Raw genomic sequence first — 16,080 nt, forward strand, 5'->3', positions numbered from 1 at the left:
GACACCGCGACGGCCTTGCGAACGCAGTCTTGCGCGATTAGCGCGGCGCGAGGCGAATCGCGCCATCGAGACGGATGGTCTCGCCGTTGAGCATGCCGTTTTCGCAGATCGCGGCAACGAGGTCGGCATACTCCTGCGGCTTGCCAAGCCGCGAGGGGAACGGGATCTGCTGGCCGATGGAGTCCTGCACATCCTGCGGCAGGCCGAGAAGCATCGGCGTCTCGAACAGACCGGGCGCAATGGTGACGACGCGAATGCCGGAACGCGACAGGTCGCGCGCGACCGGCAGCGTCAGCGAGGCGATGCCGCCCTTCGAGGCGGCGTAGGCGGCCTGGCCGACCTGACCGTCGAAGGCGGCGACGGAGGCGGTGGAAACGATGACGCCGCGCTCGCCGTCGGCGGTCACCGGCTCCAGCCCGCTCATGCCCGTCGAGGAATGGGCGATGCAGCGGAAGGTGCCGACCAGATTGACGGCGATGACCTTTTCGAAAAGCGCAAGCGAGTGCGGTTCACCGCGCGAGGTGGTCTTGGCTCCCGGGGCAATACCGGCGCAATTGACGAGAATGCGCTCGACGCCGAAGTGCTCGCGGGCTGTGGCGAACCCCTTCTCCACACTCTCGTCGCTGGTCACGTCGACCGCGACGAAGGCGCCGCCGATTTCCCTGGCCACCGCCTCGCCCTGCTCGACGTTCATGTCGAAAAGCGTGACCCTGACCCCGGCGGATGCCAGTCGGCGCGCTGTTGCCGCGCCGAGACCGGACGCACCGCCGGTGACAACGGCGGAAAGACCTTCGCGAAGCTCCATTTTCACTCCCAAGTTGTTGCGCCCGCACCTTTGGCGCGAGCCTCCTCCGAAGCCGCAGAGGTTACAGACGGACAGGGGACGGTCAAGCCTTGGCGGGAATACGCAGTCAGGCGATGACGACGAGATCGCGAGGGCCCGCCAGGCCGGCGACGGTGCAGGCGGGCCTGTGCTCGACGCCGGCCGCATCGAGCCCCTGCGCCACCGCCCTGGCAAAAGTCTCCGCGTCGGTGAGCACGGTGGTCCGTTCCGCCTTGTTGGCGTCCTCGAGTTTCGCCGCCCGGTTCACCGCATCGCCGATCACCGTGAACTCGAGCCGGTCGACCGACCCGACGACGCCGACGGTGACCGGCCCGGCGGCGACGGCGGCACCGGCGCGCAGATCCTCCGGCCAGCCGAGCCGCGCTAGCGCGGGAGCGAGACCGGCGAATGTGGCGGGCAGTTCGCGCCCCGCGCGCAGGGCATCGGCGGCGGCCGTCTCGCTCGGCGTGACCGCGCCGAAGGTCGCCAGCACGCCATCGCCCAGGAACTTGTCGACCCGCCCGCCGTTGCGCGCGATCACACGCGACACGTCCTCCTGATAGCAGGCCAGCACCGCCATCACCGTTTCCGGCGGCAGGGCAGCCGCCATGCGGGTGAAGCCGCGAATGTCGACCATGAGCACCGCCACTTCACGCACTTCGCCGCGCCCGGCGACGAGCATCTCGTCGGCGTCGGTGATCGAGCTGGCGACCTCGGGCGAGAAGAAGCGCTTGAGATCGGAAGCGGCGGCCTCCTCGCGCACGGCGGCGACCAAAACCTGCCGCCCGCGATGCAGCGCCAGCGCCAACAGCAGCGTCACGCCAACGATGACGATGGCCTTGTCCAGCTCCGCGCCGACGAGGATGGCGTTGGAGGTGAGATATTCGACGTAATTGCGGGTGACACGCATCTCCGACAGCGCCGGCAGCACCGCATAGCCGACCAGCGCGGCCCAGCCGAGACTGCCCACCAGCCCGGTCGCCAGCACGAAACGCGGATCGAACCGCAACGCGCGCAGGGCGATGAAGATGAAGAGATACATCACCGTCGGCGCCTTCAGATAGAAGCTCGCGGGTTGGGCGTACTGGATGTGGAAGGAAAAGATCAGGCCGCAGAGCAGCGCCACGTCGACGACGATGGACAGCAGCAGATACCAGGTCGGCAGCTCGATGCGGTAGGAAAGCACCAGGCGGCTGAGAGTGAAAAGGAAATAGGCGCCGAGCGCCAGCGGCACGAAGTTGAACCCGCTGCCGCCCTCGGCGCGCGGGGCGAGCGAATAGAGCGCGGCGAAGAACACGACGAGCGCAAGCTGGATCCAGCCGATCAGTCGTTCGGCGCTGGCCTCGCGGGCGCGGATCTCGGCGGCGACACGCGCGGGGACATGCCCGGCTGCCCCGGCAGGCGGCTGCGATGCGGCCACGTCGCCTCTCCTCCCTTTCCGCCGGCGCGAAATGGCCGTCGTGGCATCAGACAACGACCGAACCTCGTCGGCAAGTCACGCTTCGCGGAGGCCGGACCGGACGCCGTATCAGGGGGTAAGCACCATGCCCTCGCGGGCCACCAGCAAGCCGGGGTGGAGTTTCACCGCCTCTTGCGCGATGGCGTCGAGCGCGTCGTCCGAGCGGCGCGGATCGTGGTGGAACAGCACCGGCTGGCGCACACCCGCATCCAGCGCGAGTTCGACGCATTTCTGCCAGGTGGAATGCCCCCAGCCGGCATAGGTCGGATATTCGGCGTCGGTGAACATGGCGTCGTAGATCATCACATCCGCGCCCTCGACGAAGCGGCGCACCGCCCGGTCATGCTCAGGCACGCCGTGCTCGTGGTCGGTGATGATGCAGATCGACTTGCCACCGTGTTCGAAGCGATAGCCGGTGGCCCCGCCCGGGTGATTGAGGGACACCGTCGTGACGGCAATCTCGCCGGTCCGCTCCACGGTCTCGCCGGCGTTGAAATTGCGGAAGGTCACGGCCTTCAACTGCTTGGCCGCGACCGGGAAGATCGGCGGCGACATGATCCGGCAGATGATGTCCATCAGCCCCGACTTGTCGGCGAAATGACCGGCCCAGGCATCGATGCGGAAACGCTCGTCATAGGCCGGCTTGAAGAACGGAAGGCCGCAGATGTGGTCGAGATGGGTGTGAGTGAAGAACAGGTCGAGCGCTCGGGGCGGCTCCGCCATTAGCGCCGAGCCGAGAAGCCGGGCGCCGGAGCCGCAATCGACGAGGATCAGGTCGCTGCCGGCCCTGAGCTCGAAGCAGGTGGTCTCGCCGCCATAGCGCAGCGTCGCTTCTCCGGGTGTCGGCGTGGACCCGCGTACGCCCCAGATCTTGAGAGACAGCCCGGAACTTCCCGCCACGTCGCCTGCCCGCTTCACGCCGCTTCGCCTGACGCCTTGAGCGCCGCGAGATCCTGTGTGGTCCGTTCCAGACGCTGCGCAAGCGTGCGCATGACCTCGAGCGACATGTCAGGAAACTCCTTGAGCAAACGAAGGAAATCGTCCTTGGAGACGGTCAGGACATCGAGTTCCTCCGCGGCGACCACGGAGGCGGTACGCGGAACGTCGCACAGGATCGCGATTTCGCCAACAATGGAATGACGCCCCACCCTGGCAACGGTTTTCTCCCCGTCCGGCGTGTCGACGCGGATGTCCGCCGCCCCCTCCAGGATGATGAACGCGCTGTCGCCCTCCTCTCCCTGATTGCACAGTCGCTCGCCAGCCGCGAAGCGGGTGCGGTCGGAGATGAAGGCCAGCAGCCTCAGCTTCGTCGCATCGATGCCCCGGAAAAGCGGCACGCGCCGCAACGCATCGACTTCCGCGTCAAGGGTCACATTACCTCCTTCGGGCGCAGCGCCGGCGATCTTGTGCCGTGGGCCGCCCAGGTTTTTCCCGACAAGGGACGCGAGCCGAAGAAAGCGGTCATCAGTCCTCCTCCTCCCCGCGCACGCGACCCTGGTTCATGACGATACTATGGTCGAATTCCTCCGACACGATCAAATTCGACGAGCCGAAGAGCAGCATGCGCCCCTCGAGTTCGCCACGCAGCATGGCGCGAATGGACTTGTCGTCGTCGCTCATGCTGGCCGCGGTGTCGTCGAGGATGGTGATCGGCGCGTTCTTCATCAGCGCGCGTACCAGCGCGACACGGCGACGCTGCCCGGTCGACAGGCGCGAACCAGCGACGCCGACATGGAAATCGAGGCCGGCGCGAATGATCGGCACACGCAGCTCCATCTCCTCCACAAGTGTGCGGATAACCTTCTCGATGCGCTCGCGCGCGTCGCGCCGGTCGACCCGCGGACGGCCGAACAGCAGGTTGTCCTCCACCGACATCGGAGCGATGTAGCGCTCCGGGTCGAATTGGACGATACGCCCCTCGCGCCGGGCCAGCCGCTTGTGGAAGGTCCCGCGGGCGGCGACGATCTTGGCGCGCAGGTCGTCGTCGAGCAGGCCGAGACGGTGACGGGCCGGCACCAGCTTGAAGGCAAGGCCGATGAGCCGGGCCTCGTCGGCCGGCGTCAGCCCGGCCTTGCCGCTGTCGCCCATGCGGGCCGCGCGGGTGATGCGTTCGAACTCCGGCAGTTCATCCTGGGTGATGAAGGAATAGTCGCCCAGAAGGCCGGAATCGCCCGAGACATTGGCGAACAGCTCGACCATGGTCTCGGCGATCTTGCGGCCGATGGCGACGAGCTGCGGGACAAGCCCGGTCTCCTTGAGCGCGGCCCCGACATCCGGGTCGGCGGCAAGCGAGGCAAGCCCCTCGTTCGGGTCGGCCGGTGCCGCGAACAGCAGATTTTCCGCCACCGAGGCCGAGTTGTTGAACTGATCGACGTGCCACAGCTCGATCATGGCCGAAAGGGTCGGGTCACTTTCAACCTTGTCGGCCAGCGCCCGACGCACGGCGAGGATCTTCTCCGCCACGTCCGGCCAGCGCTCCGGATCAATCGGCGCCTGCAGGCCCATGCGGTAGACATCCGGCGCAAGACCCGTCATCTCGATCAGTTCGAGCGCGCGTCCGTCGAGCCCGTCGAGGTCTGCCAGGCCGACCCGGTCGAGATCCTCCCAGGACGCCTCGACATCATACACCGGATTGGCGGTGGCATCGGCTTCGGCGAGACGGCGGTCGTGCTCGCTCGTCGCCGCGCTGTCGCGCTCTGGCGGGCGCAGTGGCCGGTGGCGCAATCCGTAGAAGATGTTGTCACGCAGCGTGCCGGTCCACACATGCACCGACGGCCCCACATAGGCGATCTGGCGGCCGAGCACCGATTCCGACAGGTTGTCGAGATTGTGCCCGCCGATCTCCACCCGACCGCCCGTCGCGCCGATCAGACCGGCGGCGAGCTGGAGGACCTCGGAGCGCCCCGATCCATCCGGGCCGAGGATCGTGACATGATCGCCGGCGGCGACCTTGAAGCTGACGTCGAACACCTCCTGCCCGGCTGCACCGCCGGAGAAGCTGACGCTCTTCATCACCAGATCGCCCTCGAGCCGCACGTCCTGATCGTCAACCAGACGCGACACCGGGTAGATGTCGACCGGATCGAAGTTCTCCACCACGGTCTGGTACTTCACGTCGACGTCGGCGACCATCTGGTAGTAGGCCAGCAGCTCCTTCCAGGGGCCGGCCAGATCCTTGTAGGCCGCGATCACCGCCAGCAGCGCGCCGATGGACAGATTGCCCTCGATCACCAGCCAGCCGCCGATCAGGTAGAACAGGAACGGCGTCAACTGGTTCATGAAGTTGTTGAGGAACTTTATGAAATACTTCCAGTTGAAAATCTTGAAGCGGATCAGATAGTTGGTATAGAGCCGCTCGGCGATGTCGGCCGAATGCCAGGCAGAGGCGTCATTGGCGTGGATCTCGGAGATGCCGCCGATCGACTCACCCACCTTGTCGGCGATCACGCGGGTGTTGCGGACCCGCTCGCGCGACAGGCGCACGACGCGGCGCTGCAGCTTGGGAATGACATAGGCCTGCATCGGATAGGAGGAGATCGCCGCGAGCCCGAGCAGCGGATCCTGCATGAAGATGAAGCCGATCTGCACCACCAGCATGCCGCCCTGATAGGCCGGCAGGGCGATCGCCTCGCCGATGAACCCTCCCACGTCCTCCACCTCGGAGGTGATCATCGGAATGATTTCGCCCGAACTCACCTTCTTGAAGTGCGGCAAGCGGAAGCGCAGCACCCGCTGGAAAAGCTCGAAGCGCAGGCGGCGCAGCATGCGCTCGCCGAGTCGCCCCTTGAAGACGTTGAGGATCAGCTTGATGCCGTTCGACAGGACGACAAGGCCGAGAAAGGCGAAACAGAGCAGCACCAGATAGGAGACCTGGTCGAACTCGAGGCCATAAACAGCGCGCGGGAAATTCTCGCCCTGGATCGCGTCGTTGACGATCAGCTTCGGCAGTTCGAGCAGAACATAGGTAACCGGATAGGAGACGATGGTGATGAGCAGGATCACCATCTGCTGGCGCTTGCTGTAGCGCCAGATAAAGTTGAAAAGACTTTTTTCCATACGAGCCGCGTTCTCGCGCCTTATTCGCCAACAACCGAATTCGTCAACAACCGCAAAACGCCTGCTCGGGGACCAGATCGGTCGACATCCCCTTTCACCCGTTCATCGGCATATCATAACCTTCCTGCCACAAAGCACCAGTTCACCGAAAGCGGCAACCGAACAAAAACCAAAGCGAATTGCCGGGCATGGCACCCTTCTCCACCGTGCCGGGGCCTTGCATCCCATTTACGCGCCCGCTAGACAGAATGAAAATTCGGGTGCGTGGTCGTTCGTGGAATGCGGTTGCGCTTACGAGACAGGCTTGCATGATCAACAGCTCCCCGAAGATCCTGATCTACAGTCACGACTCCTTCGGGCTCGGACACCTGCGCCGCTGCAGCACCATCGCCCATGCGCTGGCCCGGCGGTTTCAGGACCTGTCGGTCCTGATACTGTCCGGCTCGCCGATCATCGGCAGTTTCGAGTTCCGCTCGCGCGTCGACTTCGTGCGCATCCCCGGCGTCATCAAGCTGCGGAACGGCGAATACACGCCGCTGTCGCTGTCACTGAACATCGAACACATCCTCGCCATCCGCTCCTCGATCATCGAGCACACGGCCAAGGTCTTCGACCCCGACATCCTGATCGTCGACAAGGAGCCGCTCGGCCTGCGCGGCGAGATCCTCGGCACGCTGGAAATGCTCAAGCGGCAGGGCAACACGCGACTGGTGCTCGGGCTGCGCGACGTCATGGACGATCCGGCGGTGCTGCGCGAGGAGTGGACCCGCAAGAACGTCGATCCAGCGCTGCGCGATCTCTATGACGAGATCTGGATCTACGGTCCGCCCGACCTGCACAACCCGCTCGAAGGCATGGACTTGCCCAGGTCCGTGCACGACAAGGCGCTGAACACCGGCTACCTGCGCCGCACCATCCCGGCCGACGCACGCATCGCCGAGCCCCTGCCCTTCGACGACGAGCCCTATATCCTGGTCACGCCGGGCGGCGGCGGCGACGGGGTGGAGATGGTCGACTGGGTGATGCGGGCCTATGAGGCGCGCACCAAACCGCTGTTCCCCGCGCTGATCGTGCTTGGCCCCTTCATGCCGGCCTCGGCGGCGGCGGAGTTCCAGTCCCGCGCGGAGCTCCTGCGCGACGTGCACGTCATGCGCTTCCTGCCGACCATCGAGCCCTATATGGCGGGTGCGCGCGCCATCGTCGGCATGGGTGGGTACAACACGTTCTGCGAGATCCTGTCGTTCGACAAGCCGACGCTGCTGGTGCCGCGCGTGGTGCCGCGCCGGGAGCAGTCGATCCGCGCCACCCGCGCCGAAAAGATCGGCCTGCTCAAGGTTCTTCCCATCGAGGACTATCCGGACGTGAGCAAGATGATCAACGCGCTTGCCGAACTGCCCTGGCTGGCGCCGCCATCGACGGCGGGCATCGACAATCTGCTCGACGGACTGACGGCCATCGGCGACCGCGTGGAGGCGATACTCGACGCGCGCACGCCGCGCGCCACGCCGGGAATGATCCCGGCCCACTGAGCGCCCTTCCCGCGCAACGCACCCCGACACACCCGGATATCCCGACATGTCCCGCATCGCCGTCGTCGTCAAAGGCTATCCGCGCCTGTCCGAGACCTTCATTGCCCAGGAGATCCTGGGGCTAGAGCGCCGCGGCGTCGGCCAGCTCATCGTGGCGCTGCGAAAGCCCTACGATCCGTTCATCCACGAGGTGCACCGGCAGATCGGCGCCGAGGTGCTCTATCTTCCCGAGTACATCAAGGACGACCCGGCGCGTGTCGCCCGCGCCCGCCGCTGGGCCGAGGCGCAACCGACCCACGCCGCCGCGCGTGCGCTCTACGAGGCGGATTTCGCGCATGAGCACAACGCCAACCGCCAGCGGCGCTGGGGACAGGCCTGCGTGCTGGCGCATGAACTGCCGCAGGACGTGAGCTGGATCCACACCCACTACCTGCACACGCCTTGCTCGGTGGCACGTTACGCGGCGCATCTTTCGGGCCGGCGCTGGTCCTTTTCGGCCCATGCCAAGGACATCTGGACGAGCCCGGACTGGGACCTCAAGGTGAAGCTCGACGACGCCGCCTGGGGCGTGACCTGCACCCGGGTCAACGTCGAACATCTGCGCGGGCTCGCGGCCGAGCCGGAGAAGATCACGCTTGTCTATCACGGGCTCGACTTCACGCCGTTTCCGCGACGCGCGGCAAGGACGCGGATGCACGATGGCGCGCGGGGGCGGCCGGTGCGCATCCTCTCGGTCGGGCGTGCGGTCGAAAAGAAGGGGTATGACGACGTGCTTGCCGCCCTTGCCCGCCTGCCGGACGATCTCGACTGGCACTTCGAGCATATCGGAGGCGGCGAGAAGGCCGGCGACCTGACGGCCCTGGCCGAGCGGCTCGGGATCGCCGGGCGCATCACCTGGAACGGCGCGCGCCCGCGCGAGGATGTGATCGCCGCCGCCGAGCGCGCCGACGTCTTCGTACTCGCCTCGAAGATCGCCCGATCCGGCGATCGCGACGGCCTGCCCAATGTGCTGATGGAGGCGCAGGCCATGGGCCTTTGCTGCCTTGCCACCAATGTCTCGGCAATCCCGGAGCTGATCCGCGACGGGGAGACGGGCGTTCTGGTGCCTCCCGAGGAGCCGGCAACACTCGCCGCCGCGCTCGAGAGCCTCGCCCGGGACCCGTCGAGGCGCGACCGGCTGGGACAGGCGGCGGCCGATGACGTGCGCGCCCGCTTTTCCTCCGACCCGGGCATCGATCTTCTTGCCGAGCGGTTCAAGGCCGTGCTGTAACGCGCCATGCGCATCGCCTTCACCGCCCCGATGAAACCGCTCGACGACCCGACCCCCTCGGGAGAGCGCACCATGGGGCGGCTGATCGTCGCCGCGCTGGCGGCGGCCGGGCACGAGGTTCGCATCGCCACCGGCTTCCGCTCCTGGCGCGGGACCGGCGGCATCGCCATGCAGCAGGGCTTGGAGGCGGAGGCGCTGGCCGAGGCCCTGCGCGTCGGCGACCGCTGGCACGCCGAGGGCTACCGCCCGGATGTGTTCCTCACCTATCATCTCTACCACAAGGCTCCCGACTGGATCGGCCCGGCGCTCGCGACGCGCTTCGGCGCGGCCTATGCGGTGCTTGAGGCAAGCCGCGCGCCGAAGCGGCGGACCGGCGACTGGGCGTATGGCTTTGCCGCCGCCGACGCGGGCCTTGCCCGCGCCGACCAGGTGGGCGCGCTTCACCGCGCCGATCTCGCTTGCCTTCAGGATGTGGTCGACAACGAGCGCCTGGCGCTTGTCCCTCCGTTTCTCAACGCGGACCCGTTTCTGGAGACGCCGCGCACGTCGCGCCGGGACGGCGACCCGCCGCGTCTCCTTGCTGTCGGCATGATGCGCGAGGGCGCGAAACTGGCCTCCTACACTGTGCTCGCCGAGGCGCTTCGCCGGATCGATCCGGCGCGCTACCGGCTGACCGTTGCCGGTGACGGCCCCTGCCGGAGCCAGGTGGAAAAGCTCTTTGCCAGCCTGCCGGCGCGTTTCGCCGGCGAGATCGCCGCCGACGCCATGCCGTTGCTTTATGCCGGTCACGATATTCTCGTGTGGCCGGCGGTGCGCGAGGCGTTCGGCTTCGTCTTCCTCGAAGCCCAGGCAGCCGGGCTTGCCATCGTCGGCGGCGCCACCTTCGGCGTGCCCGACGTGGTGGCCAACGGCACGAGCGGCCTGCTCTCCCGCGAAGGCGATGCGGCAGCCTTCGCGGCCAATCTCGCGACGCTTCTGGAACACCCGGATCGCGCAACGACGATGGGCGATGCGGCGCGCGCCCATATCCGCGCACATCACACGCTGGCGGCCGGCGCGAAACGGCTCGACGGCTTCCTGCGCGACGCCTTGCGCCTTCAAGCGGCCCGCGCTACCCGGTGACACCATGACCCTTTCCGCCTTCATCCACGTCCAGCACCTTCTCGGCACCGGACATCTGCTGCGGGCCGCCGCAATCGGTCGCGCACTTGCCGCGCGCGGCGTGGCGGTGACGCTCGCCTCCGGCAACACGCCGCCACCGCTTGCCGACCTCTCGGGCCTCGACGTGGTCGAGCTGCCGCCGGTACGGGCCAGGGACGCACGTTTCAAGGCCTTCCTGACGCCGGACGGGCGCGAGATCGACGACGCCTGGAAGGCGGCGCGACGCGAGGCAACGCTTGCCGCCTTCGCCGCCCGTGACTTCGACCTGCTCCTGACGGAGACATGGCCCTTCGGCCGACGCCCCTTCGCCTTCGAGATGGAACCGCTCCTCGCCGCAGCGACGGCGGCGGCAAGGCCTCCGCTGATCGCCGCCTCGATCCGTGACATTCTGGTGCGCAAGCAGGAGCTCTGGAAGGAGCAGGAAATGGCAACGCGGGCGCGGGCCGCCTACGACCTCGTTCTCGTCCATTCCGACCCGGATTTCGTACGGCTGGAGGACAGCTTTCCCTTTACCAGGGAGATCGCCGACCTCGTGTCCTACACGGGGTTCGTCGACACCAGCGGTGCGCGGCCCGAGGCGCCGGACGGCGACGGCGTGGACGAGGTGATCGTCTCCTGCGGCGGCGGCGCGGTGGGGGCGGACCTGCTTGCACGGGCCATCGACGCGCGCGCCCTGTCACGCAGGGCGCAGGACTGTCGCTGGCGCCTGCTCGCCGGCCATGACATCGACGCCGCCACGCTCGACGGGCTCGTCGCGCGGGCCGGAGATGGCATTGTGGTCGAGCGGGCCCGGGCGGACTTCCCCTCGCTTCTGGCGCGCGCCCGGCTTTCCATCAGCCAGGCAGGCTACAACACCGTGCTCGACGTGCTGCGCGCCGGCGTGCCCAGCGTGCTCGTCCCCTTCGCCCAGATCCGGGAGACCGAACAGGCGCAGCGCGCCGAGGCGCTGGTGCGCCACGGCCGCGCCGTCGCCGTGGCCGAAGCCGGGCTGACGGCGGAGCAGCTTGCCGGCGCGGCCGACGCGGCGCTGGAGCTTCCGCGCCAGGACGGCTTCTCGGTCCGCCTCGGCGGTGCCGAGGCTGCAGCCGACCGGCTGATCACAGCGCTTGGGGAACGTGCGGCATGAGTGGAAGCGGCTTCGAGGACTTCCGCGACGGGCTGAACCGCCACCTCGACTGGTTTGCCGAGCGCGGCATGAGCGTGCCGATATGGTGGCGCGACGACGACGCGGTGGAGCCGAGTGATGCGCTTGACCAGCTTGTCGCCATCGCCAATGCCCATGAGATCGAGGTGGCGCTCGCCGTAATCCCGAAGGACGCGACGCCAGCGCTTGCAAAACGGCTCGCCGCAGAACCCTTCGTCAGCGTCCTGCAGCACGGCTACCAGCACCGCAACTTCCAGGACAAGGCGCGTGGCGAGAAGGCCGCGGAGTTCGGCCGTCGCCGTGACGTGGACGAGGCGATCGCCGAGATCGCGGCGGGCAGCGCGCGCCTGCGACAACTCTTCGGCACACGTTTCGTGCCCGTCATGGTACCGCCGTGGAACCGGATCGCGCCGCAGATCACCGCCCGTATCGGCGAGGCCGGTCTCCTCGCCATCTCCACCTTCACCCAGTTCCACCCGCGCGACCGGCTGCATGTGCAGACCCATGTCGACATGATCAAATGGAAGAAGGGACGCCGCTTCATCGGCTGGCCGTCGGCGGGATTGCGCTTCGACTACCAGCTCGCCCGCCGCCGCACCAATGCGCACGAACCGCTCGGCCTGCTCTCCCACCATCTGGCGCAGGACGATGCGAGCTTCGACTTCCTCGACAGGACGCTTGCGATCCTGGCCCGCCATCCCGGCGCGCACTTTGCCCGCGTCGCCGAGTTCCTGCCGAAGGGCGCCTAGGCCCGACAGGCGACGTCACCAAAGCGAAACGGCCGGAGACGAAGTCTCCGGCCGTTGTCGTTTCAAAGGGGCGTTTCGTTTCAGAAGCGGGCGGTAAAGCGCGCCTTGAAGGCGTTGTCCTGCGCCACGTTGCCGAAACCGCCCTGATAGCTCAGATCGATCTGGACCTGTTCGGTGAACTCGAACTTGACGCCAGCCTCGATCAGCGCGCTGTCACGGTCCATCGGCGTGCCGATCACGTTGAACGCATCACCACCCGAAAACCGCATCGTCGAGACATTGTTCAGATTGCCCAGGGCGTGACGCCAGCCGAGCGACCCGTTGAGGCTCGCGGTCACTGCCTCCGTCTCGAGGAACTGACGCTCCATCCGCATGCCCAGCGTCGACACACCAAGGACCTGCCACGATGAATTGACCTTCAGCGCCGACGCACCTCCGGTTTCGGCGTAATCGTCGGTGCTCTGGTAGGCGACCTCGAGGCTGGCAAACGGCTCGAACCGGGCGAAAGTCGTGTCGAATTCATATCCGACTTCCGCGAAGGCCTGGGCAACGTTGGAATTGTACCGCGACGACAGCTGGTCGGTAAACCCGGGGAAGACAACGCTGCGGTCGCTCGAAATGTCGCTCAGACCGTAGGACGCGCCGAGATGCACGTTGACCGGCCCGAAGCTGTTCGCCGCGTAGGCACCGACGGTATAGGTGTCGATGTCGGCAGCCGAGGCGGAGCCGGTGACATGCGTGCGGCCGAAGCCGGCCAGCACGCCGGCGCGCCACGTGTCGAACACCAGCATATCGGCGCCGACGAACAGACCGCCGGTGCTGTGCTTCAGGCCCTGGCTCTCAGAGGTCTTGGCGCTTTGTCCCCAGCCGCCGTAGGCCTGCCCCCAGACGCTGACGCCGCCATCCTGACGGGGAGCCGCCCCCGCGCCGTGGAAGGCGACAGCAGGCATCGGGCCAATGCCGCCCGAGGCAGCGCGCATGCGCTGATTGGCCGTCTGACGAACGAAGCTGGCGCCCTGGAAAACCACGGTGTTGACGCTGACGGAGTCTTCGTTGGTGAGCTGATCAAAGACCGTCGGCGATGTTCCGGTCGGCAGACGAAGGACGGCGCTGTAGAGCGGATTGAACGGGCCGAGGCTCTCGATCCCGCCGGCAACACCCTTCTCGTTCTGTGTGTTGCCAAGGCTTGCGAAGCTCACGTCGTTGCGCTCCAGCGTCAACGTGACGGTCGTATCCGTGTAGCCAAGTGCTGCGTCCAGGAAGGCAAAGTCGTCGGAGACGGAACCGAACTTCCCGTCGACATCAGCCGCGGTCAAGATCGTGTAGGTGGAGTAGTCGGCATAGGCCGGGGTGGCGCTGGCGTTCGATGCCGCCTTGACGAAGACGGACGCGTTGTTGTCGAGCTTGGCCACGCCGGACACGTCCAGAACGCCAGACTTGCCATCGGGCGAGATGCCGACAGCAAAGGTGGAGCCGCTGACAAAGTCCAGGTTGCCGGTGACGTTCAACGTGCCATTGGCCGTGCTCGCGGCAACAGTCGCGCCGGAGACCAGCGTCACCTGATTGACGGAGCCGATGCCATCCAGCGTGCCGCCGGAAAGAACCGAAATCGCACCGGAAACGGAGCCGTCGACAGCCAGCGTTCCCCCGGAGACCGTCGTGGCTCCAGTGTAGGTGTTGGTGCCGCCAAGCCGCGTCGTTCCGGCAAGAACGTCGACGCTGCCGGCGCCCGAGATATCGGACGCGAAGGCATAGGCCGTATCGGTGTGATTGAAGACGATCTTGCCGGTACCAGCACCGAACGTGACGGCCGCCGCATTGAGCGTGCCGGCGGCAACCGCCGTCTCGCCCGAGGCCGCGCCAATGTTCAGCGTACCCTCGGATCCGACCTGATCGGCGATGGTCAGCGTGCCGGCACCCGACGCCATCGAGGCCACGCCACCGGCGGCAAGCGTCATGCTGCCCTTGCCGAGGTTGCCGAGGCTTGAACTCGTGGCCGCGACCCACTGCGACCCGTCGCCCGTCACGACGACGGTGCCGACGGAACCGGCCGCCGATGCAATATCGAGGAGCTTTCCGGACACCTTGCCGCCATTCGACACGGTCAGGGAGCCCTCCCCGCTCTCGCCGACGTTCATGGAGCCACCCGCCAGGTCGAGATGCGCGCCGGCGCCGTCGACGACGACGGCACCCTTCGAGCCTGCATCGAGACCGACGTGGACGAAACCGGCGTTCACCGTGCCGCCCGCGTTGATCGCCAGCGTGCCATTGCTGCCGCTTTCCTTGCCGACGAATATGCCGTCAATGGAGCTGACCTCGACCGTGCCGCCGTTCTCGACCGTGAGTTCGCCCGTACCGCCGCGGCCGACCTCCAGGACCGACGTCGAAAGCGTCGACCCCGCGCCGGTCACCAGGCCCTTGCCGGTGTTGCCGGTCGAGTGATAGCCGAAATAGACGTCGTCCCTGACTTCGACGCGGCCGCCTGCGGAGACTGAAAGCTCGCCCGAACCGTCATTGCCGACGTAGAGGCTGCTGTCGGACTTGACCTTCGAGCCGGCCCCGGACACCTCGAGCCTGCCGGTGCTTCCCTGCTCCAGGCCGACATGGATGGTGGCGGTCGCATAAACAAGACCGCCATTCTCGACCGCCAGCGTCCCCTTGCCGTTGCGCCCGACGACCACCCGGCTGGTCTCGAGCGTCGACACCTTGCCGCTCGTCGCGTTGATGCCGCTGATCGTCAGGCTGCTGGTCGAGGTTTCCTTCACGCCGATGTCGACAATATTGGCGACCGAGATCTTGCCGCCGTCCAGCACACTGACCGTGGCACTGCCACTCTCGCCAATGAACAGTCGGTCGGTGGAGAGCAGGGAACCATCGCCGGTGATCGTCGCGCTCACCGAGGTCGCAGGCACGTTGTTCTTGCCGAACAACGTGTCACCGGACACCTCTGCGACACCGCCGTTGGAAATCGCCAGGATGGCGGCTCCGCTCCAGCCGACGCTCAGGCTGCCGGTGGTCAACTTCGAACCGACGCCGTCAATGTTGATCCTGCCGGCCTCGCCAGGCGAATAGGCCCAGCCGACATAGACCTTGTCGTCGCCGGTGGTCGTTACCGTGGCGCCGTCCATGATGTTCAAGGCGCCTGAACCGGCTTCGTCGACATAGATCCGGCTGGCCTGCAACGTCGATCCCGCGCCGGTCACGGTCAGCGTGCCCGTTGTGTGGGCGTTCTTGCCGAGCGTCAGATCCTGGGCAATGACGACATCGGCACCGCTCTGGACCGTCATCTCGCCCGTCCCGCTCCAGCCGATGTTGAGGTCGTGGGCGGAAAGGCTTGAACTTGCCCCGGAGAGGTTGACCGTTCCCTTGCTGCCGCCCCAATAGCCGACATAGAACTTCGCCGATTCACCCGCCGCGGTAACCGTGGCTCCGTCGGCAAGGGTCAGGGTCCCCTCACCCTGCTCACCGATATAGAACCGGTTCGCGCTCAACGTCACTGTGCCGTTGGTTTCCACGGCGCCTGATGACCCGGCAGATTTTCCGAGCGTGATGTCGTAGGTCGCCGACATCGAGCCGGGCGCGGTGACAGTGACCACGGTTCCCGTGTTGGCCTCGCCCACGGTGATATTACCGGCCGTCACGGGCGCAGACACTCCGCTAGGCAACCCGTCATCAAAGACGAGATCTCCCGCAAGGGCATTTGGCACGACAGAAAGCGGCAGCGCGCAAGACGCAAGAAGCGCGACAGACGCACGAAGGAGGATGCCCCGCCGGCGCGGCTTGCACGTTGCGTCAACTTCAAAAGCCAATTGCGTCATTCCTGCCCCCAAGGCGGCGCCATCGGCGCCCAACTCTCCAAAACATTAAAACCGTCAAAACAGAAAGAATA

At 66.7% G+C, this 16,080-nt stretch carries 11 protein-coding genes; 5 read left to right on the top strand and 6 right to left on the bottom strand.

All coding sequences use genetic code 11. From position 1 onward, the window contains the following. Positions 1-37: 37 nt before the first annotated feature. The 5 genes from ACSLUQ_RS09550 to ACSLUQ_RS09570 form a co-directional block, all read right to left on the bottom strand. Positions 38-805, bottom strand: a complete 768-nt coding sequence (locus ACSLUQ_RS09550; protein WP_417773915.1) for an SDR family NAD(P)-dependent oxidoreductase — start codon at positions 803-805, stop codon at positions 38-40. Between the two features lie 106 nt (positions 806-911). Further along, a complete protein-coding gene (locus tag ACSLUQ_RS09555) occupies positions 912-2,243 on the bottom strand; it encodes an adenylate/guanylate cyclase domain-containing protein (protein ID WP_461808370.1) in 1,332 nt (443 codons plus the stop codon). A gap of 108 nt (positions 2,244-2,351) precedes the next feature. After that, positions 2,352-3,200, bottom strand: a complete 849-nt coding sequence (locus ACSLUQ_RS09560; protein WP_417773917.1) for an MBL fold metallo-hydrolase — start codon at positions 3,198-3,200, stop codon at positions 2,352-2,354. Further along, positions 3,197-3,655 carry a cyclic nucleotide-binding domain-containing protein gene (locus ACSLUQ_RS09565; RefSeq protein ID WP_461808371.1) on the bottom strand — a complete coding sequence of 153 codons (459 nt, stop codon included), beginning with the start codon at positions 3,653-3,655 and terminating at the stop codon, positions 3,197-3,199. The genes ACSLUQ_RS09560 and ACSLUQ_RS09565 overlap by 4 nt, the downstream gene beginning before the upstream one ends. A 91-nt stretch (positions 3,656-3,746) precedes the next feature. Beyond that, entirely contained in the window at positions 3,747-6,338 is a 2,592-nt protein-coding gene (locus ACSLUQ_RS09570; protein WP_461808372.1) for an ABC transporter transmembrane domain-containing protein, read from the bottom strand. A gap of 308 nt (positions 6,339-6,646) precedes the next feature. On the opposite strand from ACSLUQ_RS09570, the gene ACSLUQ_RS09575 reads away from it, so the two are divergent. The 5 genes from ACSLUQ_RS09575 to ACSLUQ_RS09595 are packed head-to-tail and all read left to right on the top strand — an operon-like array spanning position 6,647 to position 12,191. Continuing rightward, positions 6,647-7,867 (top strand): glycosyltransferase family protein, encoded by a 1,221-nt coding sequence (locus ACSLUQ_RS09575; RefSeq protein WP_417773920.1) that lies wholly within the window; start codon positions 6,647-6,649, stop codon positions 7,865-7,867. A gap of 46 nt (positions 7,868-7,913) precedes the next feature. Further along, the gene (locus tag ACSLUQ_RS09580) at positions 7,914-9,137 is read left to right on the top strand and encodes a glycosyltransferase family 4 protein (RefSeq protein ID WP_461808373.1); all 1,224 of its coding nucleotides are present in this window, start codon (positions 7,914-7,916) and stop codon (positions 9,135-9,137) included. Between the two features lie 6 nt (positions 9,138-9,143). After that, positions 9,144-10,259, top strand: coding sequence for a glycosyltransferase family 4 protein (locus ACSLUQ_RS09585; protein WP_461808374.1), 1,116 nt, complete (start codon positions 9,144-9,146; stop codon positions 10,257-10,259). Positions 10,260-10,263: 4 nt separating this feature from the next. Next, on the top strand, positions 10,264-11,424 hold the full coding sequence (locus tag ACSLUQ_RS09590) for a glycosyltransferase family protein (RefSeq protein WP_461808375.1): 1,161 nt from the start codon (positions 10,264-10,266) through the stop codon (positions 11,422-11,424). Beyond that, positions 11,421-12,191 carry a polysaccharide deacetylase family protein gene (locus ACSLUQ_RS09595; RefSeq protein WP_461808376.1) on the top strand — a complete coding sequence of 257 codons (771 nt, stop codon included), beginning with the start codon at positions 11,421-11,423 and terminating at the stop codon, positions 12,189-12,191. Before ACSLUQ_RS09590 ends, ACSLUQ_RS09595 begins: the two co-directional genes overlap by 4 nt. A gap of 80 nt (positions 12,192-12,271) precedes the next feature. Here the strand turns inward: ACSLUQ_RS09595 and ACSLUQ_RS09600 are convergent, their stop codons facing one another. Then, complete coding sequence (locus ACSLUQ_RS09600; RefSeq protein ID WP_461808377.1) at positions 12,272-15,832, bottom strand: autotransporter domain-containing protein; 3,561 nt, start codon at positions 15,830-15,832, stop codon at positions 12,272-12,274. Positions 15,833-16,080: the final 248 nt, after the last annotated feature.

It is taken from the genome of Stappia sp. ICDLI1TA098 (assembly GCF_054880955.1).

Excerpts from the sequence above, each read along its gene's own strand:
- ACSLUQ_RS09550 (WP_417773915.1), bottom strand. The coding sequence starts at position 805 with ATGGAGCTTCGCGAAGGTCTTTCCGCCGTTGTCACCGGCGGTGCGTCC.
- ACSLUQ_RS09570 (WP_461808372.1), bottom strand. The coding sequence starts at position 6,338 with ATGGAAAAAAGTCTTTTCAACTTTATCTGGCGCTACAGCAAGCGCCAG.
- ACSLUQ_RS09575 (WP_417773920.1), top strand. The coding sequence starts at position 6,647 with ATGATCAACAGCTCCCCGAAGATCCTGATCTACAGTCACGACTCCTTC.
- ACSLUQ_RS09580 (WP_461808373.1), top strand. The coding sequence starts at position 7,914 with ATGTCCCGCATCGCCGTCGTCGTCAAAGGCTATCCGCGCCTGTCCGAG.
- ACSLUQ_RS09585 (WP_461808374.1), top strand. The coding sequence starts at position 9,144 with ATGCGCATCGCCTTCACCGCCCCGATGAAACCGCTCGACGACCCGACC.
- ACSLUQ_RS09590 (WP_461808375.1), top strand. The coding sequence starts at position 10,264 with ATGACCCTTTCCGCCTTCATCCACGTCCAGCACCTTCTCGGCACCGGA.
- ACSLUQ_RS09595 (WP_461808376.1), top strand. The coding sequence starts at position 11,421 with ATGAGTGGAAGCGGCTTCGAGGACTTCCGCGACGGGCTGAACCGCCAC.